The sequence below is a fragment of the Nocardioides sp. L-11A genome (genome assembly GCA_029961745.1).
Taxonomy (GTDB): domain Bacteria; phylum Actinomycetota; class Actinomycetes; order Propionibacteriales; family Nocardioidaceae; genus Nocardioides.
This window is the reverse complement of record CP124680.1, coordinates 2,182,344-2,206,983: the sequence shown is the minus strand read 5'-3', so window position 1 is coordinate 2,206,983 and position 24,640 is coordinate 2,182,344. Positions and strand designations below refer to the sequence as shown.

General features: G+C 70.8%; 27 protein-coding genes and 1 tRNA gene. 12 read left to right on the top strand and 16 right to left on the bottom strand.

Going from position 1 to position 24,640, the window contains the following annotated elements; translation table 11 throughout:
- Positions 1 to 4: 4 nt before the first annotated feature.
- From QJ852_10510 to QJ852_10460, 11 genes are all read left to right on the top strand, one after another.
- Positions 5 to 271 carry a DUF6112 family protein gene (locus tag QJ852_10510; GenBank protein ID WGX98860.1) on the top strand — a complete coding sequence of 89 codons (267 nt, stop codon included), beginning with the start codon at positions 5 to 7 and terminating at the stop codon, positions 269 to 271.
- 177 nt (positions 272 to 448) lie between these two features.
- On the top strand, positions 449 to 721 hold the full coding sequence (locus QJ852_10505; protein ID WGX99445.1) for a DUF6112 family protein: 273 nt from the start codon (positions 449 to 451) through the stop codon (positions 719 to 721).
- Between the two features lie 44 nt (positions 722 to 765).
- Positions 766 to 2,202: a conjugal transfer protein TrbL gene (locus tag QJ852_10500; protein ID WGX98859.1), complete on the top strand. Its 1,437-nt coding sequence runs from the start codon at positions 766 to 768 to the stop codon at positions 2,200 to 2,202.
- 6 nt (positions 2,203 to 2,208) lie between these two features.
- A complete protein-coding gene (locus QJ852_10495) occupies positions 2,209 to 3,681 on the top strand; it encodes a PrgI family protein (GenBank protein ID WGX98858.1) in 1,473 nt (490 codons plus the stop codon).
- A 101-nt stretch (positions 3,682 to 3,782) separates the two neighbouring features.
- Positions 3,783 to 4,994 (top strand): hypothetical protein, encoded by a 1,212-nt coding sequence (locus QJ852_10490; GenBank protein ID WGX98857.1) that lies wholly within the window; start codon positions 3,783 to 3,785, stop codon positions 4,992 to 4,994.
- Positions 4,991 to 6,478: an ATP-binding protein gene (locus tag QJ852_10485; GenBank protein WGX98856.1), complete on the top strand. Its 1,488-nt coding sequence runs from the start codon at positions 4,991 to 4,993 to the stop codon at positions 6,476 to 6,478. The genes QJ852_10490 and QJ852_10485 overlap by 4 nt, the downstream gene beginning before the upstream one ends.
- Positions 6,475 to 7,065, top strand: coding sequence for a hypothetical protein (locus QJ852_10480; GenBank protein ID WGX98855.1), 591 nt, complete (start codon positions 6,475 to 6,477; stop codon positions 7,063 to 7,065). The genes QJ852_10485 and QJ852_10480 overlap by 4 nt, the downstream gene beginning before the upstream one ends.
- Positions 7,062 to 8,849 (top strand): TraM recognition domain-containing protein, encoded by a 1,788-nt coding sequence (locus tag QJ852_10475; protein WGX98854.1) that lies wholly within the window; start codon positions 7,062 to 7,064, stop codon positions 8,847 to 8,849. Before QJ852_10480 ends, QJ852_10475 begins: the two co-directional genes overlap by 4 nt.
- 79 nt (positions 8,850 to 8,928) lie before the next feature.
- Positions 8,929 to 9,372, top strand: coding sequence for a single-stranded DNA-binding protein (locus QJ852_10470; GenBank protein ID WGX98853.1), 444 nt, complete (start codon positions 8,929 to 8,931; stop codon positions 9,370 to 9,372).
- 18 nt (positions 9,373 to 9,390) lie between these two features.
- Positions 9,391 to 9,963, top strand: coding sequence for a DUF4913 domain-containing protein (locus QJ852_10465; GenBank protein WGX98852.1), 573 nt, complete (start codon positions 9,391 to 9,393; stop codon positions 9,961 to 9,963).
- On the top strand, positions 9,960 to 10,202 hold the full coding sequence (locus tag QJ852_10460; protein WGX98851.1) for a hypothetical protein: 243 nt from the start codon (positions 9,960 to 9,962) through the stop codon (positions 10,200 to 10,202). Before QJ852_10465 ends, QJ852_10460 begins: the two co-directional genes overlap by 4 nt.
- Positions 10,203 to 10,345: 143 nt before the next feature.
- Here the strand turns inward: QJ852_10460 and QJ852_10455 are convergent, their stop codons facing one another.
- The 16 genes from QJ852_10455 to QJ852_10380 form a co-directional block, all read right to left on the bottom strand.
- Entirely contained in the window at positions 10,346 to 11,266 is a 921-nt protein-coding gene (locus tag QJ852_10455) for a hypothetical protein (protein ID WGX98850.1), read from the bottom strand.
- A gap of 246 nt (positions 11,267 to 11,512) precedes the next feature.
- Entirely contained in the window at positions 11,513 to 11,803 is a 291-nt protein-coding gene (locus tag QJ852_10450) for a hypothetical protein (GenBank protein ID WGX98849.1), read from the bottom strand.
- Between the two features lie 223 nt (positions 11,804 to 12,026).
- Positions 12,027 to 12,102 (bottom strand) — tRNA-Ala (locus tag QJ852_10445).
- Positions 12,103 to 12,184: 82 nt separating this feature from the next.
- Positions 12,185 to 12,784: a histidine phosphatase family protein gene (locus QJ852_10440; GenBank protein WGX98848.1), complete on the bottom strand. Its 600-nt coding sequence runs from the start codon at positions 12,782 to 12,784 to the stop codon at positions 12,185 to 12,187.
- An 8-nt stretch (positions 12,785 to 12,792) separates the two neighbouring features.
- Positions 12,793 to 13,185, bottom strand: a complete 393-nt coding sequence (gene rsfS / locus QJ852_10435) for a ribosome silencing factor (protein WGX98847.1) — start codon at positions 13,183 to 13,185, stop codon at positions 12,793 to 12,795.
- 11 nt (positions 13,186 to 13,196) lie between these two features.
- A complete protein-coding gene (gene nadD, locus QJ852_10430) occupies positions 13,197 to 13,811 on the bottom strand; it encodes a nicotinate-nucleotide adenylyltransferase (GenBank protein WGX98846.1) in 615 nt (204 codons plus the stop codon).
- 25 nt (positions 13,812 to 13,836) lie between these two features.
- Positions 13,837 to 14,001 (bottom strand): hypothetical protein, encoded by a 165-nt coding sequence (locus QJ852_10425; GenBank protein WGX98845.1) that lies wholly within the window; start codon positions 13,999 to 14,001, stop codon positions 13,837 to 13,839.
- A 41-nt stretch (positions 14,002 to 14,042) separates the two neighbouring features.
- Positions 14,043 to 14,504 (bottom strand): hypothetical protein, encoded by a 462-nt coding sequence (locus QJ852_10420; GenBank protein WGX98844.1) that lies wholly within the window; start codon positions 14,502 to 14,504, stop codon positions 14,043 to 14,045.
- Positions 14,501 to 15,148, bottom strand: coding sequence for a CDP-alcohol phosphatidyltransferase family protein (locus QJ852_10415; protein ID WGX98843.1), 648 nt, complete (start codon positions 15,146 to 15,148; stop codon positions 14,501 to 14,503). Before QJ852_10415 ends, QJ852_10420 begins: the two co-directional genes overlap by 4 nt.
- Positions 15,149 to 15,158: 10 nt before the next feature.
- The gene (locus tag QJ852_10410; GenBank protein ID WGX98842.1) at positions 15,159 to 15,683 is read right to left on the bottom strand and encodes a hypothetical protein; all 525 of its coding nucleotides are present in this window, start codon (positions 15,681 to 15,683) and stop codon (positions 15,159 to 15,161) included.
- A gap of 316 nt (positions 15,684 to 15,999) precedes the next feature.
- Positions 16,000 to 17,250 carry a glutamate-5-semialdehyde dehydrogenase gene (locus QJ852_10405; protein ID WGX98841.1) on the bottom strand — a complete coding sequence of 417 codons (1,251 nt, stop codon included), beginning with the start codon at positions 17,248 to 17,250 and terminating at the stop codon, positions 16,000 to 16,002.
- Positions 17,251 to 17,269: 19 nt separating this feature from the next.
- The gene (locus QJ852_10400) at positions 17,270 to 18,493 is read right to left on the bottom strand and encodes a phospholipase D-like domain-containing protein (protein ID WGX98840.1); all 1,224 of its coding nucleotides are present in this window, start codon (positions 18,491 to 18,493) and stop codon (positions 17,270 to 17,272) included.
- Between the two features lie 721 nt (positions 18,494 to 19,214).
- Positions 19,215 to 20,177, bottom strand: a complete 963-nt coding sequence (locus QJ852_10395; protein WGX98839.1) for an electron transfer flavoprotein subunit alpha/FixB family protein — start codon at positions 20,175 to 20,177, stop codon at positions 19,215 to 19,217.
- A 25-nt stretch (positions 20,178 to 20,202) separates the two neighbouring features.
- Positions 20,203 to 21,003 (bottom strand): electron transfer flavoprotein subunit beta/FixA family protein, encoded by an 801-nt coding sequence (locus QJ852_10390; protein ID WGX98838.1) that lies wholly within the window; start codon positions 21,001 to 21,003, stop codon positions 20,203 to 20,205.
- A gap of 169 nt (positions 21,004 to 21,172) precedes the next feature.
- The gene (locus tag QJ852_10385; protein WGX98837.1) at positions 21,173 to 21,556 is read right to left on the bottom strand and encodes a hypothetical protein; all 384 of its coding nucleotides are present in this window, start codon (positions 21,554 to 21,556) and stop codon (positions 21,173 to 21,175) included.
- A gap of 6 nt (positions 21,557 to 21,562) precedes the next feature.
- Positions 21,563 to 22,348: an enoyl-CoA hydratase-related protein gene (locus QJ852_10380; GenBank protein ID WGX98836.1), complete on the bottom strand. Its 786-nt coding sequence runs from the start codon at positions 22,346 to 22,348 to the stop codon at positions 21,563 to 21,565.
- Positions 22,349 to 22,500: 152 nt separating this feature from the next.
- On the opposite strand from QJ852_10380, the gene glgX reads away from it, so the two are divergent.
- Positions 22,501 to 24,615: a glycogen debranching protein GlgX gene (gene glgX, locus QJ852_10375; GenBank protein ID WGX98835.1), complete on the top strand. Its 2,115-nt coding sequence runs from the start codon at positions 22,501 to 22,503 to the stop codon at positions 24,613 to 24,615.
- The last annotated feature ends 25 nt before the right edge of the window (positions 24,616 to 24,640 follow it).

The following is a 24,640-nucleotide window of genomic DNA, read 5'->3' as shown; positions in this document are numbered from 1 at the left end:
CGGCATGGACGTGTTCCCCGACTTCGAGGGCCTGGAAGGGATCGGTGACCTGCGCGAGGTCATCGGCGCGCTGCTGACCTTCGTGCTCATCATCGCCGTGCTGATGCTGATCGTCTGCGCCATCGCCTGGGCGCTGTCGACCGCGAACGGCCACCACGGTGCCGCCACCAAAGCCCGCATCGGTGCTTGGACCGCACTGGGCACGGCGGTCTTGGCCGGCGGAGGCGTGGCCTGGCTGAACTGGCTGCTCGACCTCGGCCAGCAACTCTGAACACGCCCCACCAGCGGCCCCGTCATCGGCTCCGACCGTGTGGGGCGGGCGGTGCACCTGATCGACGAGAACCCTCATCTCGCCGACGCCCCGAAGGAGTACCCCGCTATGACCGTCCTGAGCCTGCTCACCGAAACCACCACCGCTGCCGCCACCACGTGGCCGGCCGTGCTGCCGATGGACATCAACATCGACCCCAACGACACCGGACTGCCCGGCATCAGCCAGCTCCGCACCATCGTCGGCGCCGTGATGACGATCGGCCTCATCCTGAGCGTCTTGGCGCTGATCATCTCGGCGATCGTGTGGGGCTTCGGCGCCAACTCCTCCAACCCGCACCTGGCGGGCAGGGGCAAGATCGGCGTCCTCGTGAGCTGCGGCGCCGCCGTCATCTGCGGCGCGTCGGTGACGCTTATCAACTTTTTCTGGGACGTCGGCCAGCAGGTCTGAGTCCACCCGCCAACCCTCGACTCTGCGTTAGGGAGTGATCTGCGGTGGGTGTGTGCGATATCCCCCTCGTCTCGACCGTCTGCGACACCGCCGGCGAAGCCGCCGCCTCGCTGGTCTCCGCCCCGTTCGACTGGCTCGCCGGCGCGATGGGCGCCGCCGCCGGCTGGTTGTTCGAAGCCGTCTGGTCCGTCTTCGACACCACCACCCTCGTCGACGTCACCAGCGACGAGTACGTGGCGGTCTACAACATCCTGTTCGGCATCGCGGTGTTCGTGATGCTGCTGTTCTTCTGCCTCCAACTCATCACCGGACTCATCCGCCGCGACCCCACCGCACTATCCCGCGCAGCACTCGGGTTGGCGAAGTCGGTGCTGGGATCGTTCGTGGTCATCACGCTGACCGCGCTGCTGTTGGAGATAGTCGACCAGCTCTGCATCGGGATCATCCAGGCCGCCGGGGAGACCACCGAGTCGATGGGCGACAAGATCACCCTGCTCGCCGCAGGGCTGGTCGGCATCAACATCGCCGCACCCGGGGTCGGCGCGATCATCACGATCTTCCTCGCCGGCCTGGCCATCAGCGCAGCCGCCATCGTCTGGCTCTCCCTGCTGGTCCGCAAGGCGCTGCTGCTGGTCGCGATCGTGCTCGCCCCGCTGGCGTTCTCCGGGGCGTCGTGGGATGCGACGAAGGGGTGGATCAGCAAATGGGCGATGTTCGTCATCGCCCTGATCGTCTCCAAGCTCGTCCTGGTCGTGATGTTCCTGGTCGCTATCACCCAGGTGTCGGCACCGATCGACGGCGACCTGTCCTCTGTGGCGGACCCGATCGCCGGGATCGTGCTGATGGCGATGGCCGCCTTCGCCCCGTACCTGACCTACAAGTTCCTCAGCTTCGTCGGGTTCGACATGTACCACGCCATCGGCTCCGAACAGGACGCCAAGAGCGCCCTCAACCGCCCCATGCCGACTCCGACCAAGCCGCAAGGCAACGACCCGAAAAAGGTTCTCGATGAAGGCGGCGGCAAGTCCGGCGGAGGAAGCGGAGACGGTGGCGGTGGTGGGAAGAAGCCACCGGAGCCGAAGAACCCCAAGCCGCAGGCATCCAGCGGCACTGCCGGCTCGGCCGGGGCCGGTGGTGGGAAGGCCGCCGCGACCAGCGGCGCCGGCGCCGGGGCAAGCGGTGGAGCAGGCGCCGGCGCCGGTGTTGCGGCGGCGGGTCCCGCCGCTGCGGCCGTGGTCGCGGCGAAGGTCGCCAAGGACGCCGCGACCACCGGCCCCAAGGCCGGCACGGCCCTCGGTGGGCAGGGCGAGGCCGCGGCCGACTCCGCCGGCCAGACCGGCAGCACCCCACCACCGGCCGCGCAGGCGCCCCCGCCGTCAACGCCGGCACCGAAGACACCCTCGCCTGGTCCATCTGCGCCGGAGGTGCGTCCCCCGAAACAGCCTCCGCCGCCTGCCCCCAAGCCCACCGGGAAGGAGTGAACCGCCGTGCCTACCAAACAGAACGAGAGTGCTGTCGCCTCGGCGGAGCTGGTGCCGGTGAAGTTCTCCCGCCTCACCCGCCGCGGGGTGTTGCTGGGGCTGTCCCTGTCGCAGCTCATCACCCTCGCCACCGGCGTCCTGTCCATCGTCGGAGCTCTCTTCGCCGGGGGCGGCGTCCTGCTCGCCTACACCGCTCCCATCTGGGTGATCGCCGCCGCGCTGACGTGGATACCCATCGCCGGCCGGCCCGCGGTCGAATGGCTGCCGGTCGCGTTCTGGTGGCTCTGGCGTTCGACCGGCGGGCAACTCCTGTATCGCCGGCGGGTCGTCACACCCCGCCCTGTGGGCACCCTCGCGCTGCCCGGCGACATGGCGCGACTGCGGGAGTACACCGACCCCGAAACGAACGCGGGGATGATCCACGACCCCCACGCCCAGACCCTCACCGTGGTCTGCGACGTGTCCCATCCGGCGTTCGTGCTCCTCGACCCCGGCGAGCAGGAACGACGGGTCACCTCCTGGGGACGCGTCCTGGCCACGGTTTGCCGCTCCGGCCGGATCGCCACCCTCCAAGTCCTCGAACGCACCCTGCCCGACTCCGGGACCGGACTGGCCGAGTGGTGGGCCTCCCACGGCACCGCCGACGACACCTGGGCCGCGACCATCTACGCCGAGCTGATCGAGCGCGCCGGCCCCGCCGGGGAACGCCACGCCACCACCCTGAGCCTGTCGCTGGACATGAAGAACGCCGCGCGGCAGATCAGAACGGCTGGCGGCGGTATCCGCGGTGCCGCCGCCGTGCTCCGCCAAGAGATGTCCACTCTCGTCGCCGCGCTCCGCTCAGCCGACCTCACCCCCTCGGGCTGGCTGTCACCGGGGGAGATCGCCGTCATCCTCCGCAGCGCGTATGACCCGGCGATCGCCGCCACCCTGGAACGGCACGGCGAACTCGGCCAGTCCCTCGCCACCGCCGGCCCGGTCGCGGTCAACGAGTCTTGGACCCGGCTGCGCACCGACTCCGCCCACCATGCCGTGCTGTGGGTCTCCGAATGGCCGCGGTCGCTGGTGTATCCGGGGTTCCTGTCCCCGGTGCTCCTCTCGACGGGGATTCAGCGGTCGTTCTCATTGCTGTGCACGCCACTGCGCTCCGACGCCGCCGCCAGAGACATCCGCAAGAAGAAGGTCGAGCACATCAGCGATCAGGCGCAGCGGGCCAAGATCGGGCAGATCGAAGACGCCTCCCAGACCGCTGAGTATCAAGACGTGCTCCAACAGGAAGCCGACCTGACCGCCGGCCACGGCGTGCTGCGCTACACCGGCCTCATCTCCGTCTCCGCCGCCACCATCGAGGAGCTGGACGCCGGGGTGGCGGCGATCGAACAGGCCGCCATCCAAGCCTCCTGCGAGACCCGCCTCCTGGTCGGCCAGCAAGCTGCGGCGTTCACCGCCGCCGCGCTCCCGCTCTGCCGCCGCATCTGACCCGTTCGCCGCGGGCTGTTCCCGGCGCGTGGGAGTTGTGGTGCACCTGACCGGTGGCCCCCGAATCGCGGGGGTGCTCGCCCGCGTCCTGGGAGGCCGTCATGCCCACGTTCCACGACCCGCTCGCCGATGCCGCCGAAGCATCCGAGGCGATGCGGGGTCTCGCCCACGCATCCCGCGTGTTCGATGACCCGGCCGACACCTACACCGTGTTCGGCGACCTGACCGCGACCATGCGGTCGCTGCGGCAGGTACTCGACCAGCTCGCCGCCACCCACCTCGCCCACCGGGACCGGGCACACCACGACGACGGCGACCACCTCGCCGGTGACCGCTCCGCGCTCGCCGCCGCGGACGAGCTGCACCGGGCCGGCACCCTGCTCGACCAGGCCCACGACCACCTCAACGCGGCGTTCTCCCACTCCGGGCGGATCGCCTGGCACCCTGCACCCGTCGCCGGCCTCGACCACGACCCTGCCACGTCCACCGCGACGGCGGGGACGCTGAGACTGACGGTCTGGCCCGACACCCCGATGGGTGAGCACCAGCGCTACGCCTACCGGATCACCGACACCACCAGCGGACGGGATCTGGAGGGCCGGGACCTGTTCACCGGCGCCGGCCAGCCCGTCGATCCCGACCACGCGATCCGCGACCTCGCCACCTTCCTTGGCGCCGCCGGTGAGGCCCGCCAATACGCCCTCGACCACCCCGACAGCACTCCCGAGTACGCGGGGCTATTCCCGGAGTGGGTGGGCGAGGCCGCCCGCACCAACGCCGACGCCCTCACCGAACTCACCGAGCCCGCCGAGCAGCAGACGGAGCCAGTCCGAGCGTCCGGGCCGGGCAGGCGGTGGGTCAGCGTTGTGTTCCTCCAAGGCGAGGAAGCCGACCAGGTTCTCGACGTGATCGACCGGGACGGCACGCCTGCGGCGATCGAACACCTGGCTGGCTATGACTATGGGGAGGAGACCACCCAGGCCGCGCTCGAGAACGGCTACGTCTACGACGAGCCCCCGACCGGCGCGTTGGACCGGGTGGTCACCGGCGAGGACGGCTACACCCTGACCTACAACCCGTTCGCCGGACACGTCAGCCTCCTCCGGGAGTACACGCCGCCAGCCGACGTCCTCGAAGACGCCGCCGTGGTGCAGGCGCGCGAGGCGATCGCCGGGATCGGCGCGCCCAAGCACGAGCCGGAACCGGCACTCAAGCAGGCAACGACAGAGCGATCGCGGCGGGCGCCCGATCCAGCCTGGTTCGAGCACCGCGGCGTCGCCACGGTCAAGCAGTCCCGAGGACTCTCGCTATGACTGGCAGCGAGCCGGAGCAGTTGCACACCTCCGTCCTGATCGCCCCCGCGGCCGAGCGCCGCCGGCTGCGCAAGCAACGCCGACAGGCCGCCGCCCGCCTCCAAGCCGAACAGCGCCAGGTCGAGAAGCAAGCGGCGCAGGCGAAGGCCGAAGCCGAGAAGGCCGAACACCGCGCAACCACGTTCCTGCCAGCCGCCGGCGAACCCGGACCGGCCGCGCTCAGATCGCCCGGCCGGTTCCGGCTGCCCCGCCATCAAGACACCAGCGCGACATTGGCGGGGGCGTATCCGTTCGTCGCCGAAGGCGGCCTCGGCTCCGATGGGGTGTTCGTCGGACAAGACCTCTACTCCGGCGGCAGCTTCGTCTACGACCCCTGGGTCCTCTACGCCCGCGGGATCATCACCGCACCCAACATCGTCCTGGCCGGCATCGTCGGCTCCGGCAAGTCCAGCCTGGCGAAGTCGCTCTACACCCGGTCCCTGCCGTTTGGCCGCCGCGTCTACGTCCCCGGTGACCCGAAGGGCGAGCACACCGCGGTCGCCGAAGCAGTCGGCGGGCGGGCGATCGTCTTGGGCCACGGACTTCACACAAGGCTGAATCCGCTGGATGAAGGCCACCGCCCGAGTGGTCTCTCGGATGAGCAGTGGGCCGCCACGGTCGCGTCCCGGCGGCGTGACCTGATCGGCGCGCTGGCTGAGACCGTGCTCGCGCGGGGGTTGACGCCGTTGGAGCACACCGCGATCGACCTCGCCCTGACCGCCACCGTTGCCGAGAACACGGTGCCGATCCTGCCGATGGTCGTCGACCACATCCTCAGCCCGACCGATGTTCCGGACGGTCGCCTGGCGGAGGATGGCCGCCTCGTCGGCCACGCCCTGCGCCGCCTGGTGGCCGGGGACCTCGGCGGGCTCTTCGACGGCCCCTCGACCGTCGCGTTCGATCCGTCGCTGCCGATGATCAGCCTCGACCTGTCGCGGGTGACGGAGAACTCGACCCTCATCAGTGTCCTGATGACGTGCTCCAGCGCGTGGATGGAGTCCGCGCTGCTCGACCCGGCAGGCGGGCAACGGTGGGTGATCTACGACGAAGCCTGGCGCCTGATGTCCCACCCCGCCCTGCTCAGGCGCATGGACGCGCACTGGCGCCTGGCGCGGCATTACGGGATCGCGAACATGCTGATCTTCCACAAGCTCACCGACCTCGACAACGTCGGCGACCAGGGCTCCGCGATGCGCTCGCTCGCCAACTCCCTCCTGGCGAACGCGGAGACCCGCATCGTCTACCGGCAGGAGTCCGACCAGCTCGGCACCACCGCCGCCGCGCTCGGGCTGACCGGGACCGAGCAGAAGCTCCTCCCGACCCTGGGGGTCGGGCAGGGGCTGTGGAAGATCAAGTCCAGAAGCTTCATCTCGCAGCACCAACTCCATCCGGTCGAGCTGGAACTGTTCCGGACTGACGCCCGCTACCTGGGCGGTCAGTCATGAGGGGCCGCAACCCGCTGCACCGCACCACGTCCCAGCAGCCCGACGAGACACCGGTGGTGCTGCCCCACGTCCTCATCACCGTCACCGAGAACGGCGCCCTGGACGTCACCGTCGACGGCACGCCGTTCCCGCCACCTCCCGCGGGCTCGGAGTGGACACGCGGCACCTTCGGGCCGCTACTGGACGCGGTGACCAAGGACCGCACCATCGCCGTGCGGATCGAGGTCCGCGAGGTCGGCGGAACCGTGTTCACCGACCTCATCCGCGCCCGCAAACCCACCCCACCCCCACCGCCCGACGACGAAGACGCGGCCGCGCCGGGCACGCGGCGCGCACGCCGCGCCAAGCACACCAAGCAGCACGAGCCGCCGGTGCTGGTCGAGGTCACCGGGGACGGGTTCGTGCCCGGTGAGGACATCGCCGTCGCCGTCATCGTCTCCCACACCGACGCCACCGGCACCGGTGCGGCGCGCGCCCTGCTCGACAGGCGCCACCTCGACGCCGTGCTGCCCGAGACCGACGGTGCGAGTGAGGTGGTGCTGTACGGGCGCATCTCCGGCACCACCGTGGTCAGGCGGGTGCCGTGAACAGCCCACAGGAGCGGCAGACCGGCTCCTTCGGGGACGAGCTGACCAACGCCGCCCTCATCGCCCTGGTCGGCATGTTCGGCGTCGCGCTCACCCTGCGCGCATCCGGCAGCGTGGCCGCGTTCCTCACCGGAACCACCCAACCCGCCGCCGGACCGGCCTCCGGACTCGGGGTGCTGTTCAACCCCGGCGACCCGGCCGCCGCTCTCGACGCCGCCGGGCTGAACCCGGTCGTCTACTGGATCGTCACCGCCCTCCTGCTCACCGCACTGGCCGTGGGCAGCGGGTGGGTGTGGATGCGGCTTCGCCGCCACACCCGCAAGACCGAGACCGACCCCCGCCGCCTCGCCGGCACCGCCACCGGCCACGAAGTCAGCCAGACCGCCTCCAGCAAGGCACTACTGCGCCGTGCCGGCACACTGCGCCCCTCCCTGGAGACGCCCGCACCGGCGGATGTGGGCTACCTGCTCGGCGCCAGCCACGGCAAACAGGTCTGGGCATCGGTCGAAGACTCGATCCTGCTTCTCGGCCCACCCCGCTCCGGCAAAGGGCTCCATGTCGTCATCAACGCCATCCTCGACGCGCCGGGCGCGGTCGTCACCACCTCGACACGGCCGGACAACCTCACCGCCACCCTCCGCGCCCGGCAACGCGACGGACGGCCCGTGGGGGTGTTCGATCCCCAGCACCTCGCCGAAGGCGTCCCCGCCGGACTGCGCTGGTCCCCGGTCCGCGGCTGCGAAGACCCCCTGACGGCCATGATCCGCGCCACCGGCCTCGCCTCCGCCACCGACCTCTCCTCCGGCGGGGTCGAGTCCGGCGGGTTCTGGGAAGGCAAGACCCGCACCGCGCTCCAAGCCCTGCTGCACGCCGCCGCCCTCGACGGCCGGCCACCAGCCGAGCTGTTCCGGTGGACCCTCGACCCCTCCATCGCCGCCGAAGCCGTCGCCGTCCTCACCAACCACCCCCACGCCGCGGTGGGATGGGCCGACTCACTCGGGGCGATGATCGACTCCGACCCCAAGACCCGCGACTCCATCTGGCAAGGCGTCTCCCTCGCACTCTCCGCCCTCGCCGACCCCCGCGTCCTCGACGCCGTCACTCCACGCGACGGCGAACACTTCGACCCCGAAGCCTTCCTCACCCAGCGCGGCACCCTCTATTTGCTCGCCACGGGTGCTGGGGCCGGTGCGTCGTCCTCGTTGGTGGCGGCGTTCGTGGAAGACCTCGTCGAAGCCGCCCGCCGCCTCGCCGCCCGCTCGGCCGGCGCCCGCCTCGACCCACCCCTGCTGCTCGCGCTCGATGAGATCGGCAACCTCAGCCCGTTGCCGTCGCTGCCGACACTGATGGCCGAAGGCGGCGGCACCGGCATCACCTGCCTGCCCGTGCTCCAGTCCCTCGCCCAAGCACGGGAGAAGTGGGGCGACAACGCCGCCGGCGCCATCTGGGACGCCAGCATCGTCAAGATCATCCTCGGCGGCGCCTCCAACTCCCGGGACCTCCAAGACCTCTCCTCCCTGATCGGCGAACGCGACGAGTACACCGACTCGGTGACCCTCGGCGATCACGGCACCAGATCGAACCAACGCTCCGTGCGGCGGGTGCCAATCCTGCCGCCCGACCGGATCAGGACCTTGCCCTTCGGCACCGGGGTCACCCTGCTGCGCTCCGCGCCACCGATCGTGACCGACCTGCGCGCCTGGCCCACCCGCCCCGACGCCGCCCAGCTCGGCACGGACCGCTCGGCCATCGAGGCCCTGCTGCGGCGCCCGACGGCCACCTGACGCAGGGAACGGTCGTGCACCTGCCTGACATGAGCGGCCCTGATCGGCGGGGTCGCGTACATGTCAGGAGGAGAGTCCGATGGCCATCCAGACTCAGCAGTCGTTCTCGGGGTTCGTCGCGTCCGACCCGCAGCTCACCCGAACCGAGAACGGTGATGCCCGGCTGTTCATGAAGGTCGGCAAGGAGCACTACCGGCAGGAGCAGGACGGGTCGTTCACGCAGTTGGAGACCACCTTCCACAACCTGGTCGCGTTCAAGGCCGCCGCTGAGCAGGGCCACGAACGCCTGCCGAAGGGCGACAAGATCATCGCCGAAGGCTATGTCCGCGAGTACAGCTACCAGCGCGACGGGCAGAACGTCGAGGGTGAGGAGTTCGTCGCCCGCCGGCTCGGCCACGACATGGCCCGCACCCGCTACGACGTCGACCGCACCCCCCGACGCACCGCGCCTGAGCGTGACGCGGCCGCATTCGCCGCGCCCGCGCGCGCCACCGCCCAGTCGGCTCCGGCCGTGAGCATGTGACCGGAAGCGCTGACGACGATGGATGAGTACACGCCCGAGCCTGACGAGCCCGACCACTTCGACCCGGATGATGAGCCCGATACCGCGGCGGACGATGTGGCCGAGCCGCCGCACCCGGTGAACTGGAATCTGCTGTCCGCCGACGATCTGGAAGTCGAGTGGTTGGCACTGAACGACTGGGTGGCGTGGCTGCGCCGCACTTACGGGCTGCCCGCCAGTGTGGTGCCGCCGTTCTGGCACCGCCACCCAGAACTCGTCTGGGAGCTGTCGGCCCTGCATCTGCACTGGCTGGGCGCCTACGACCCCGAGCAGGCCGGTTCTGCTCCGTTCGGCTGGCATCGGGACTTCGCCGACGCCCGGAGCCGGCTCCGCGAATGGGTCGCCGCCTCCGGCACCCGCCTGGACCGCGACCGACCCACCAGGCAGACCACGTGGCCCGGCGAAGACCCCGCATCCGCGGTCGAGGACGTCGTGATCGCCGACCGTGCGGAGGACTTCGTGCAGTTCGTGTTCGAGCAGGTCGAGGCCCGCCGCGAGGCCGAGGAGGCATTCTTCCGCTCCCTCGATGAGCAGACAGGAGAAGTTACGTGACCAGCCCGAACCGATCCGACAGGGACGAGCGGCTGCCAGAGAGGATGCGCGACTACCGCATCGCTGCCGAGCCGCGCCAGAGCCCCGACCTGCACAAGCTCGCCCACCTGTTCATCGCCATGGCCCGCGCCCGCGCCGAACAGGACCGCACCCACCCCACGCCAAACCGCACGCCGCCAGATTCCGGCACCTGTCGGAGTGCCGGGGTAGAATCGGAGCAGCAAGAAGCCAACGGCTGAACCCGCGCGGTTCGGTCGTGGTGCGCAGTCCTGTTTGGCCTTCGTGGCTTACCCGGCTCGCTCCCTCGGAGCCGCCGGGTCGTGTTTCCCCGTTACGAGTCGCACCGCACCAGCGGTCCCGCGGCCGCTCGTGCTGGCCCAACTCACTGGGGAAGGAAACACGACCCATGACCACCACGACCAATGCCCAGCAGCCACCCGCCGCCACCGCGCTCGACCGCATCGGCGAGACCACCACCCTCGCAGTCTCCTATCTTCGCGTCTCCACCAAGGAGCAGGCCTCTAAGGGCGGCCGGGACGAGGGCTTCTCGATCCCCGCGCAGCGCGAGGCGAACCTGCGCAAGGCCCGCGAGCTGAACGCGATCATCACCGAGGAGTTCGTCGACGCCGGCGAGTCTGCCCGCAAGGCCGACCGTCCCGAGCTGATGCGGATGATCGAGTACGTCAAGACCCACCAGGTCGCCTACTGCATCGTCCACAAGGTGGACCGGCTCGCCCGCAACCGCGCCGACGACGTGACCATCCACCTCGCCCTCAAAGAGGCCGGGGTCATGCTCGTTTCCGCGACCGAGAACATCGACGAGACCCCGTCGGGGATGCTGCTGCACGGCATCATGTCCACCATCGCGGAGTTCTACTCCCGCAACCTCGCCAGCGAGGTCTCCAAGGGCATGAACCAGAAGGCCCAAGGCGGCGGCACGAACGGCAAGGCCCCGATGGGCTACCTCAACGTCACCCGCCGTGACGAACTCGGCCGCGAGGTCCGCACCGTCGAACTCGACCCCGACCGGGCACCGCTGGTCAAGTGGGCGTTCGAGGCGTACGCCACCGGCAACCACTCCACCATCAGCCTGCGCGAGGAACTGATCGACCGTGGCCTGACCACCGTCCCGACCCCGAAGCGGCCGTCGAAGCCGCCGGTGCTGTCCACGATCCACAAGATGCTCACCAACCCCTACTACAAGGGCAGCGTCCGCTTCCGCGGCGCCAGCTACGACGGCCTGCACGAACCCCTCGTCGCCCCCGAGGTCTGGTACCGGGTCCAGGCAGTGCTCACCGCCCACCAGACCTCCGGAGAGAAGACCCAATCCCACGACCACTACCTCAAAGGCAGCCTCTACTGCGGGCAGTGCGGATCACGCTTGACGTTGACCAACGCCAAGAGCCGCCGCGGCGTGATCTATCCGTACTTCATGTGCACCGGGCGGCATGCCAAGCGCACCAACTGCGAACGCAAGTCCATGTTCGTGCCCGACATCGAAGCCGCCGTCGAGGACTACTACCGGCGCGTGCAGATACCCGAACACGTCCTACCTGCGCTCCGCGAGCTGGTCACCAGCGAGTTCGACCGGCTCCACCGGGTCGCCAAGCAGGAGAGCCAGGGGTACAAGGCCGAACGCGACGCGCTCTGCGGTGAACGCACCAAGCTCATGCAGGCCCACTACGCTGGCGCCGTCCCCCTCGACCTCCTCGCCGCGGAGCAAGAGCGCATCGCCCGTAGGCTCGCGTTCCTCGACGCACAGATCAACGCCGGCGACATCGAATACGAACAGGCCAAAGCCCACCTGGACGACTGCCTCGCCCTCGCAGGCGACATGCACGCCATCTACATGAACATCGACGACTCACTACGCCGGATCGCCAACCAAGCCTTCTTCGACAAGCTCATCGTCACCGACGACGACACCATCCACAGCGAACCCGGCGTGCCGTTCAACGTGTTCCTCAACCCGGACGTCCAGACCCTCGCCCTCCGCCACCAAGGACGGAAGGCGGAGTCTGGAACTCAAACCGGTGATGTCGTTGGTTTGAACAACGACCTTCTGGTGGAGGTGAGGGGACTCGAACCCCTGACCCCCTGCATGCCATGCAGGTGCGCTACCAGCTGCGCCACACCCCCGGGGTCATCGCTTCCGCCCGGAGGCCGAAGCAACGTCCGGAATACTAGCCAACCCACCCCGCTGAGGTGAAATCGGGGTGGCTCACAGGTTGTAGGCGGCCATCGCCCAGGTCCCGGTGGAACGCTCCTCGAGCACCACGCGAGCGCAGTTGCCGAGGGCGCGCAGGTCGTGGGCGAGCTCGGCGGGCCAGCCCAGGAACGCGACCAGGCCGGAGCGGGTGGCGGCGCCGTGGGAGACGGCGACGCCGGTCTCGTCCGGCCCGAGGGCGGCGGCGAGATCGGTGATCGCGGCGGCGAAGCGGGCGGCGACCTCGCGCGGCGCCTCGGCGCCCGGGATGCCGTCCCACTCGCCGCGCTGGAAGCGGGCGAAGGCGGCCGGGTCGCGGGCGTCGAGCTCGGCGTGGGTCAGGCCCTGGTGGTCGCCGAGTCGGAACTCGCGCAGCCGCTCGTCGTACGACGGCTCGAGGCCGGCCTCCTTGGCGACGGTCTCGGCCGTCAGCCGGGCCCGGGCGAGGTCGCTGGACCACACGAGGACCGGGTCGAGCGCGGCGACGAGGGGCGCGACGGCCTGCGCCTGCTCGACGCCGACGGCGTCGAGCTCGACGTCGAGCTGACCCTGGATACGGCGCTCGGCGTTCCAGGCGGTCCGGCCGTGCCGGAGCAGGACGATGCGACGGCCCACCGGGCTGGTCACTCCCCGGCCGACGGCGGGACCGGGCCGTGGACCCCGTCGGGGAGGTCGATGGTCGGGCAGTCGCGCCACAGGCGCTCCAGCGCGTAGTACTCGCGCTCCTCGGCGTGCTGGACGTGGATCACGACGTCGCCGTAGTCGAGCAGCACCCAGCGACCGTCACGGTGCCCCTCCCGGCGGATCGGCTTGGCGTCGAGCTCGCGCAGCTTGTCCTCGATCTCCTCGACGATGGCGCGGACCTGGCGGTCGTTCGCGCCGGTGGCGAGCAGGAAGGCGTCGGTGATGGCGAGCTGCTCGCTGACGTCGAAGGCCAGCTGGTCGGTCGCCAGCTTGTCCGCCGCGGCGAGAGCGGCGACGTGGACGAGCCGGACGGCGTGGTCGGTGGCGGTCATGCGTTCTCCGGTCAGTGGATGGCGGGGTAGAGCCCGTGCTTGGTGATGTACTGGACGACGCCGTCGGGCACGAGGTACCAGACCGGCTGCCCCGCCCGCTGTCGCTCGCGGCAGTCGGTGGAGGAGATCGCCAGGGCGGGGATCTCCACCATGGTGACCCGGTCGTGCGGGATTCGCGCAAGCGTCGCGGGGTCCATCTCCGAACCGGGCCGGGTGCAGCCCACGAAGTGGGCGAGCTCGAACAGCTCGTCGGGATCGCGCCAGCTGAAGATGTCGGTGAGCGCGTCGGCGCCGGTGATGAAGTAGAGGTCCGCGTCCGGTCGCTCGGCGCGCAGGTCGCGCAGCGTGTCACCCGTGTACGTCGGCCCGCCCCGGTCGATGTCGACCCGGCTGACCGTGAACCGGGGGTTCGCGGCGGTCGCGATGACGGTCATCAGGTAGCGGTGCTCGGCCGGCGAGACCTGCCGGTCCGCCTTCTGCCAGGGCTGGCCGGTGGGCACGAAGACGACCTCGTCGAGGTCGAACCAGCCCTGGACCTCCGACGCCGCGACGAGGTGGCCGTGGTGGATGGGGTCGAAGGTGCCGCCCATCACCCCGATCCGGGTACGGCGTGGCGCGCCCGTCACCGGCCCACGACCGTCTGCTCCGGGCTCAGCTGTGTTCGCGGCCGCCGCCGAACCACACCAGGCCGAGCAGCAGCAGGAGGAGGAAGGCCAGCACCGCGCCACCGACGAGCCACGGGTTCACGGCGGCCGACTCGCTCTCCTCCGCGGCGCGGACGAGGGCGAGGGCGGGCTGGCTGATCTGGCTGAGCATGGCGGCATCGTATCCAACCCGGAGCGGCGCCCGCGCACTCCCTAGTGGATCGCGAAGTCGACGCCCAGGAAGAGCAGGGTGAAGCGGATGGTGCGGCCGACGAAGACCGTGGGCACGAAGGCCCACATCGGCATCTTCAGGATGCCGCCGATGGCCGCCATGGCCAGGAGCGGGGGGACGCCCACGGAGGCGGCCAGGAACATGATCGCCGCGGCGTACCAGGGGCGGCCCTGCATCCGGCCCATCCACTTGTCGTAGCTGGACTTGATCTTCGGCCCGGACAGCTTCTTCTGCGCCCACCTCGACTCCGAGCCGCGACGGGCGGCCTCGTACACGATCACCTTGCCGACGGTTGCGCCGGCACCGGCGGCGATGCCGAGCGAGATCGCGGCCGCTGTGCCGCCTTCGGCGGCACCGGCACCGAGGATGAAGACCTCGATGGGCAGGAACGGGAGCAGGGCGGACGCGATGCTGAAGGCGAACGTCGTCAGCCACAGGATCATGCCGACGGGACCTCACGTGCCGGAACGGGCATCCCGAGCTGGAGCAGCCAGCGCAGTGAGACGCACTTGAGGACCAGCAGGCCCACGGCGATCACGGTGCCGAGCCACACCCAGCCGCTGACGAGCAGGATCACGGCGAAGGCGCCGGAGTTGGCGGCCTTGCCGACGCGCGACCAGTTCCACAGGTAGATCCGCCGGTCGATGACGTGGAAGTAGTTGGGACTGCGGATCGGCCAGGCGAGGAAGGCGAGCGAGAGGTACATGTCGATGACCATGAACTCGAAGAGGTAGATCGCGATGGGGATCCCGATCCAGGTCATCGGCTCCTCGCTGATCCAGCCGCCCGGCTGGAGCCAGATCAGCCCGACGTAGAGCACCCCGCAGCTGAGCCGGTCGCACATCATGTCGACGACCGCGCCCATCCGGGTCTCGCAGTCGCGCCACCGCGCCCACTCGCCGTCGATGCTGTCGCCGACCCAGTAGGTCACCAGACCGATGACGATCCAGGTCAGGCTCTGGTCGTACGCCGCCCACACCGCGATCGCGATCGTGATGACCGTGCGGACGAAGGTGATGATGGTCGCCCCGGTGAAGAGCCGTTCGACCGAGGGATCGGCGTAGATCCGGTCCGGGGAGCCTGCCATGTCGCGAAACCTATCGCGCCGCGGGAAGTATCCGGACGCCAGACCCCCCGGCGTACCGGGGATTCACCGGGCGTCCACCTGCCGCACCTAGCGTCGCCGCCGTGCTCCTCCTCGCCGTGGCCTTCGCGCTCGCGAGCGCGGCGACGTCCGCGGTGTCGACGTCGACCCAGCACCTCGCCGCGGCCCGGGCGCCGTCGGTGGCGGCGCTGCTCGCGGTGACGCTGGGCCCGGTCGGGTTCGCCTTCCACGTGCTTGCGCTCGCCCACGGTCCGATCGGGCTGGTCCAGCCGATCGCGATCCTGGGCATCGTGCTCGCCGTACCGCTGCGTGCGGCGCTGGCGCGGACCCGGCCCGGCCGGACCGAGCTGGTCGCGGTCGCCGTGACCGCCCTCGCGATCGCCGCCCTGCTGCTGGCGATCGACGCCCGGGAGAGCCCCCGCTCCCCCGACCCCGGCGTGCTCCTCGGCGGCGTGGGGGCCTGCGCGTTGGTGGCGGTGCTGCTGATCGCGCTGGCGGGCGGCGTCCCCCGTCCCACGGGGCGTGCATTCCTGCTGGGCGCCGCGTCCGGCATCCTCTTCGGGTTGATGTCCGTCCTCGTCGAGGCACAGCGGCTGCCCTGGGTGCTCGTCGCCTGCGGTGTCGGCGGGGTCGCGGTCAACCAGCTGGCCTACCGCGCGGCGCGACTGTCGGCGTCGATGCCGGTGCTGAACGTCGTGAACTGCCTGCTCACGCTCGGCTTCGCGCACCTGGTGCTGGGTGAGGTACCCCGGCCCGGTGCGGGCGCCGTCGCGGTGTCCGCGGTCGCATTGGGCGCGATGGCCTGGGGCCTGGGGTGCCTGGCCCGGGCGGGATCAGCGGATGTGGCCGTCGCCGACGACGACGTACTTGGTCGACGTCATCTCCGGCAGGCCCATCGGGCCCCGGGCGTGCAGCTTCTGGGTGCTGATGCCGATCTCGGCGCCGAAGCCGAACTCACCGCCGTCGGTGAACCGGGTCGAGGCGTTGACGAGCACGGCCGCCGAGTCGACCTCGGCGACGAACCGTCGCGACGCGGCGAGGTCCTCGGTCACGATCGCGTCGGAGTGACCGCTCGACCACGTGCGGATGTGCTCCAGCGCCCCGTCGAGGTCCGGTACGACGCGGGCGGCGATGTCGAGCGAGAGGTACTCGGTCGCCCAGTCCTCGTCGGTGGCCGCGATGACGCCCTCGTGGACGCCGAATGCGGCGTCGCCGTGGATCGTCACGTCGGCGTCCTGCAGCGCGGCGACCACCCGCGGCAGGAACTCCCCCGCAACGTCCGCGTGCACGAGCAGGGACTCGGCGGCGTTGCAGACGCTGCTGCGGTGGGTCTTGGCATTGAGCACGATGGCGAGCGCCTTGTCGAGGTCGGCCGCCCGGTCGACGTACACGTGGCAGTTGCCGACGCCGGTCTCGATCACGGGGACCGTGGACTCGTTGACGACCGACTGGATCAGGCCCGCTCCCCCGCGCGGGATCAGCACGTCGACCTGGCCGCGGGCCCGCATCAGCGCCTTGACGCTGTCGTGCGTGTCGCCGGGGACGAGCTGGACGACGTCGGCGTGGAGGCCGGAGGCGGCGACGGCGTCGCGCAGGACGGCGACGATGGCGACGTTGCTGGAGCGGGCCGAGGAGCTGCCGCGGAGCAGGACGGCGTTGCCTGACTTCAGGCAGATGCCGGCGGCGTCGGCGGTCACATTGGGGCGGGCCTCGTAGATCATCCCGATCACGCCGAACGGGACCCGCACCTGGCGCAGCTCGAGACCGTTGGCCAGCACGCTGCCGCGCACCACCTCGCCGACGGGGTCGGCCAGCCCGGCGACGTCGCGCAGGCCCTGGGCCATCCCCTCCAGGCGCTCCGTCGTCAGCCGCAGCCGGTCGATGATGTTGGCCGGGGTGCCGTCGGCCTCGGCGCGGGCGACGTCCTCGGCGTTGCCGGCGAGGACCTCGTCGGCGCGGGCGAGCAGGGCGTCGGCCATCGCGTGCAGGGTGGCGTCCTTCTCCGCGCGCGTCGCCAGCGCCAGCGAGCGGCTGGCGACCCGGGCGCGCTGGGCGACCTCGCGGACCTCGACCTCGGCAGTCATGGAGCCAAGGATAGGAGTGCTAGGCACAGGGGCGCGACGTGGGCCTGATGCCGGGCCGATGGGTGATCCGGGTGCTGGTGAACATCTTCTGCCACCGGGCGACGTACGCCGTCACCACCGTCGGGTCGTGCACCTCGAAGGTGACCTCGTCGCTGCTGAGCCCCGGCGGCGACCAGTTCTCCGAGCCGGTCCACACCACCCGGGTGGCGGTCCCGCGGAAGGTGCCGTCGACGGTGACGTACTTGAGGTGGGAGTAGCAGCGGGCTCCGAACACGATGTCGTCGCCGGCGGTCGAGAGCTTCCGGCCCCAGTCCCAGTCGGCGATCCGGACCGGGATGCCGGCGCGCTGCAGGATCCGGACGACCGGAGCGCTGACCACCGAGCCCACCACGGCGATGTCGCAGCCCTCGGCCCGCATCGCGGCGAGCTCGCGGGCCAGCGCCTCGCCGCGACCGGCGTACCAGGCGTACATGTTGACCCGGACCACGCTGTGCCCCCGGCCGTCGCCGAACCCGCCGGGCGCCGCGCAGTCGACCCGGCGCAACCGCCTGAGCTGAGGGTCGCCGGTGGCGGCTCGGCTCACCCGGACCCGCTGGAAGTCCGCGCCGACGGTCTCGCTGCTGTACTCCAGGTGCCGGGGCTTCGCGGTCCGGTCGCGCTTGAGCTGCTGGAAGACCTGGGTCCACGCGGCGAAGAGGGCATCGTCGCCGCTGATCGTGAGGGCGTCGTTCCACTGGCCCGCGGCGGCGCCGTATCCGAGGTTGCTGGAGCTGCTGATCACGACCGAGCGGGCGGCGCCGGTCTGGCTGAAGGAGTAGACCTTCATGTGCAGGTTGCCGGCGCGGGAGGAGTTGCGGCAGGCGCTCGTGCAGATGTGGAGGAAGCTGTCGGCCCTGCGGTCGCGACCGAGGCGCGCCTGGAGACCCCGGATGGTCCTGCCGATGATGTTGTCATTGACGACGATCCGGACGTGCACGCCGCGTCGGTGTGCCTCGAGCAGGAGCCGGGCGGTGTCCGCGCGGTCGATGTTGTACGTCGCGATCCGGATCGTCGCGCCCGGCGGGGTGTGCCGGATCGCCTGGTGGACCTGCCGGACCACCTTCGTGCGCGCCTTCACCCCGCCCATCGGGTTGTTGAAGACGGCTCCGGTCGCGGGCTGCCAGGTGTCGTCGGCGGTCGCGGCCGGACGGGGAGCGACGAGGAGGGTGACCAGCGCCAGGAGAGCGACAGCGAAGGCCTTCACACGAAGAACACTAAGCTACTTGACTTAGTGAGCCAAGGGGTGGGGTGCCTGCAGGAGGTGCCGGCGGGGCGTGCTGTAACACGCCGTCCACCTGTCTGGTCGGCGTTTGTCCGCAAGAAACAGCCCTCGATGCGGCGTGTCGCCCCTGAGAGCCGACAGGTAGTCGTGGGGACAGCGTGTTACAGCGGATCGCCTGCGCCGGCCCGCGGCCGAGAAGCAACACGGGACGCCGTACCGGAGTACGACGTCCCGTGGTGCGACGGTCGCTTCATGGCCGCGATCAACGGCCGGCAGCGTGGCGCACGCGCGCAGCGCATCGGGTGGCGTCCGCGGTCCGAGCGCAGCGAGGACCGTGCGACGTCACTCGATCTGCGACACGCTCGGCCCAGACAACGGCCGGCAGCGTGGCGCACGCGCGCAGCGCATCGGGTGGCGTCCGCGGTCCGAGCGCAGCGAGGACCGTGCGACGTCACCCGATCTGCGACACGCTCGGCCCCAACAACGGCCGGCAGCGTGGCGCACGCGCGCAGCGCATCGGGTGGCGTCCGCGGTCCGAGCGCAGCGAGGACCGTGCGACGTCACCCGATCTGCGACACGCTCGGCCCCAACAACGGCCGGCAGCGTGGCGCACGCGCGCAGCGCATCGGGTGGCGTCCGCGGTCCGAGCGCAGCGAGGACCGTGCGACGTCACCCGATCTGCGACACGCTCGGCCCCAACAACTCAGCCCTTGCGCTTCTCGATCTCCGCGGTCACGGCCGGGAGGACGGAGTGCAGATCGCCCACGACACCGAAGTCGACGAGCTCGAAGATCGGCGCTTCCTCGTCCTTGTTGACCGCGACGATGGTCTTCGAGGTCTGCATGCCGGCCCGGTGCTGGATCGCGCCGGAGATGCCGTTGGCGACGTACAGCTGCGGCGAGACGACCTTGCCGGTCTGGCCGACCTGGAAGGTGTGCGGCTTCCAGCCGGAGTCGACCGCGGCGCGCGAGGCGCCCACGGCGGCACCGAGCGCGTCGGCGAGACCCTCGACCGCGGTGAAGTCGCCACCGGTGCCACGGCCGCCGGAGACCACGATGGCGGCCTCGGTCAGCTCGGGACGGCCGGTGGCCTGGCGCGGCTGGGCGGCGACGATCTGGGCCGTCTTGGCGGCGTCGGAGATCGTGGCGGCGAACTGCTCGACGGCACCCGCGCCCGCGCCCTCCTCCGGAGCGGCTGCGTTGGGCTTGACCGCGATGATCGGCGTGCCCTTGACGACCTTGGCGTCGACGGTGAAGTTGCCGGCGAAGACCGACTGCGTGGTGACGATCTCGTCACCGTTCACCTGCACGTCGACGGCGTCGGTGATCAGGCCCGAGGAGAGCTTGATCGCGAGGCGGCCGGCGATCTCCTTGCCCTCGGCCGAGGCCGGGATCAGGATCGCGGCCGGCGAGGCCTTCTCGGCGAGCTGCTGCAGCACCTCGGCCTTGGGGGCCACGAGGTAGCCCTTGATCTCGGCGTCGTCGACGACGTAGACCTTGTCGGCGCCGTACGCCTTGACCGCGTCCGCGGCGGCAGCGGCCTGGTCGGCGCCGCCGATGAAGACGGCCGAGGGAGAGCCGATGCGCTTGGCGATCGCGAGCAGCTCGTAGGTGGGCTTGCGGACCGCGCCGTCGACGTGGTCGACCAGAACGAGAACTTCAGACATGGCTATTCGATCTCCTCTGGGGCTCTCAGATGAACTTCTTCGACGCGAGGAACTCGACCAGCGCAGTGGCGCCCGATCCGTCCTCGTCCTTGACGATCTCGCCGGCGGTCCGCGGCGGGCGGGCGGTCACGTTGTCGACCTTCGTCCACGCGGCGTCGAGGCCGACCTCGGAGGCGTCCACGCCGATGTCGGCGAGGGTGAGCGCCTCGAGCGGCTTCTTCTTCGCGGCCATGATGCCCTTGAAGGACGGGTAGCGGGCCTCGCCCGACTGGTCGGTGACCGAGAGGACCAGCGGCAGCGTGCCGCCGACGACCTCGGTGGCGGTGTCGCCGTCACGCTTGATGCGGACCTGGTCGCCCTGGGTCTCGACCACGGCCGCGAGGGTGACCTGCGGCAGGCCGAGGCGCTCGGCGAGCATCGCCGGGACGACGCTCAGGCCGCCGTCGGTCGACGCGAGGCCGCCGACGACCAGCTCGGGGACGCCGATCTTCTCGATCGCCTTGGCGAGCACGAGGGAGGTGGCGACGGCGTCGGAGCCGGCGATGGCGTCGTCCTGCACGTGGACGGCCTTGTCGGCACCCATCTGCAGCGCCTTGCGCACGGCAGCCTCGGCCTCGGCCGGGCCCACGGTCAGCGCGGTGACCGTGATCTCCTCGTCGGCGCGCTTCTCCTTGATCTGGAGAGCCTGCTCGACGGCGTACTCGTCGAGCTCGGACAGGAGACCGTCGACGCCGACGCGGTCGACGGTGTTGTCCGCCTCGAACTTCCTGTCGCCCGTCGCGTCGGGGACGTACTTCACAAGGACGACGATATTGGAGAGAGTCATGGTTGTGGCCGGACCGGCCCCTTCCTGTGCAACGTGAGCCCTACCGCGTTGGCCGGGCAGGGAACAACCTGAGGTCCGTTGAGGACAGCGTCTCGCAGGCTACCGTCCGGTCACCAGCGACGGGAACCTCGTCCACGTGGCGTCGATCACGGCACCGCCACGGCATCCGTCACGGACGGATGATCCGCTCGAGCACCCGTCCCACGACGAGGTAGACCACCGAGGCGAGGCCGTAGTTGAACAGCGCGGTCTTGACCACCGCGTTCTTGCCCTCGAACGCCTTGACCGGGTTGTCGAGGTCGAAGAACCCGAGGTCGAACACGTCGGCCAGGTCGCGGACCAGCTTGACCAGCCCGTTGTCCTGGTTGGCCTCGAGCGCGTAGGTGAAGGCGGCGACGGCCAGGATCAGCGCCAGGACCATGCAGACGATCCACACGACCCGGGCGACGTTGTCACGCACCCGCGCCACGGTCAGCGAGCGGCTCGGCCGCTCCGCCGCCGGCTGGTCGGCGGACGCGTCGGGCGCCGCGGACCGGTCGTCGCTCGAGCTCACCGCTGCTCACCGCCCTTCGAAGGTGGCCTTGCCCGGGCCGTTCTCGATGAAGGACTGCATGCCGGTGCGGCTGTCCTCGGTGGCGAAGATCGCCGCAAAGCTGTGCCGCTCGATCTGGAGCGCGGTCTCGAGGTCCGTCTCCAGGCCACGGTCGACCGTCTCCTTGATCGCGCGCAGCGCGTACGGCGCGGCGGTGGCGAACCGCGAGGCCCAGGCCACCGCCTCGGCGTACACCTCGGCGGCCGGGACGACGCGGTCGACCAGGCCGATCGCGACCGCCTCCTCGGCCTTCACGAACCGGCCCGTGTAGAGCAGGTCCTTGGCCTTGCTGGGGCCGATCAGACGGGGCAGTCGCTGGGTGCCGCCCGCGCCGGGGATGATGCCCAGGAGGACCTCCGGCTGGCCGAGCACGGCGTTGTCGGCGGCGATGCGGACGTCGGCGGCCAGGGCCAGCTCGCAGCCACCGCCGAGGGCGTAGCCGTTGACCGCGGCGACGACCGGCTTCGGGATCCGCGCGACCGCGTTGACGGCGTACTGCAGCTTCTCCACGCGGTCGACCATGTCGGTGTACGACATGTCGGCCATCTCCTTGACGTCGTTGCCGGCGGCGAAGACCTTCTCACCGCCCCACACGACGACGGCGCGCACGTCGCTGCGGTCGGTGGCCTCGGCCGCGGCGAGCGTGAGCTCGTCCTGGACCTGGATGCTGATCGCGTTCATCGCCTTGGCCCGATCGAGCCGGATCGTCCCGACCCCGTCGGAGACCTCCAGGCGTACGAACTCCGCAGTCATCTGCTCCCTCTCGTCATCGGATCCGGCCCGGTGGCCCTGGGCCCCGTCCCGCATTCTGCCGCGTCCGGACCGCGCGGTCACCTGAACCCGCCACCTGGGCGCGCCGTGGGGCGTGTCGAGGGGTGTGTCGAGGGCTTGGGCACAATGGCCGGGTGACCCCCGGCCTCTGGCGCACCCTCGGCGAGCAGGCCCCCGTGTGGCCGGGCCGCAACTGGCCGCTGGGGGCGACCTGGTCGCCGGAGTCGACGAACTTCGCGGTCTACGCCCCCGCCGCCACCGGCGTGTGGCTGTGCCTCCTCGACGAGGAGGCCGGTGCCGGCGAGCGCCGGCTCCCCCTCACCGAGCAGTCGCTGGGCATCTGGCACGGCGCGCTGCCGGACGTCTCCCCCGGCACCCGCTACGGCTTCCGGGTCGACGGCCCGTGGGAGCCCGAGGAGGGATTGCGCTTCGACGCCGACACGCTGCTGCTCGACCCCTACGGCCGCGCGGTCGCCGGCGTCGAGGGCGCGGCGCAGAGCGTGGTCGTCGACCCCGCCTTCGACTGGGGCGACGACGCCCCGATGCGGCGCCGCTGGCGCGACACGGTGATCTACGAGCTGCACGTCAAGGGATTCACCCGGCTGCACGACCGCGTCCCCGAGGACCTGCGCGGCACGTACGCCGGCCTCGGGCACCCGGTCGTGACCGACTATCTCCGCGATCTCGGGGTCACCGCGGTCGAGCTGCTGCCGGTGCAGCAGTTCTTCTCCGAGCCGGCACTGCTGGAGCGCGGGACGGTGAACTACTGGGGCTACAACCCGATCAGCTACTTCGCGCCCGACGCGGCGTACTCCTCCTCCGGCGACCGGGGCGGCCAGGTCACGGAGTTCAAGGAGATGGTGCGGTCCCTGCACGCCGCCGGCATCGAGGTCATCCTCGACGTCGTCTACAACCACACCGCGGAGGCCGGGGCCGACGGGCCGACGTACTCCTTCCGGGGACTCGACGACCGCGGCTTCTACCGGCGGGTGCCCTCCCCCGACGGGTACGACGACACGTACTGGGACGTCACCGGCTGCGGCAACACCGTGAACGCCGAGGACCCCCTGGCGCTGCGGCTGATCCTCGACTCGCTGCGGTACTGGGTCACCGAGATGCACGTCGACGGGTTCCGGTTCGACCTGATGTCGGCGCTGACCCGCACCGCCGGCCCGGACGCGGTCGCCGTCGACATGGCCTGCAAGCTGCTCATCGCGATCGGTCAGGACCCCGTGCTGCGGCACGTGAAGCTGATCGCCGAGCCGTGGGACACCTCGATGGACGGCTACCTGGTCGGCGGCATGCCGCCGCCGTGGGTGGAATGGAACGACCAGTACCGCGACACCATCCGCGACTTCTGGCGCGGCCACTCCGACGGGCTCCACGCCGTCGCGACCCGGCTCGCCGGCTCCTCGGACCTGTACGCCGACGACGGCCGTTCGGCGTACAACTCGGTCAACTTCGTCACCGCCCACGACGGGTTCACGGTCCGCGACCTGGTGTCCTACGACCACAAGCACAACGAGGCCAACGGCGAGGACAACCGCGACGGCACCGACGACAACAGGTCGTGGAACCACGGCGTCGAGGGCGAGACGTCCGATCCCGACATCGTCGGGCTGCGGCGCCGGCAGGCCGCCAACCTGATGGCCACGCTGTGCCTGTCCAACGGCGTCCCCATGTTGACCGCGGGCGACGAGCGCGGGCGCACCCAGCGGGGCAACAACAACGCCTACTGCCAGGACAACGAGATCTCGTGGGTCGACTGGCGCGCCGACGGCGAGCCCGGCGCCTGGCTCGACGTCTACGAGGTGACCCGTGCCGCGCTGCGGCTGCGCCGCGAGCACCACGCCCTGCGCCAGCGGCACTGGTTCGAGGGCCGGCCCGCCATCGTCGGCGGCCCCAAGGACCTCGCCTGGCTGCACCCGTCCGGCCGCGAGATGACCGATGCCGACTGGCACGACGCGGGACTGCGCACGATCGGCATGTTCGTCTCCGGCAAGCCCCTGCGCGAGCCCGGCCCGCGCGGCGAGCAGCAGATCGACACCTCCTTCCTGATCTGGTTCCACGCCGGCGCCGAGGACGTCGAGGTGCACCTGCCCGAGAACGACTGGGTGCACGCGGGGTCCGTCGTCCTCTCGACCGACCCCGGCCTGCCCGGCGGCACCGAGGTCGCCGTCGGCGGGGTGGTGCGCATCGGCGCCCGCAGCGTCGTGGTGATGCAGGAGTCGGAGCGGGCGGCGGGCTGAGCGCCGGGCGCGCTGGTTCATCACG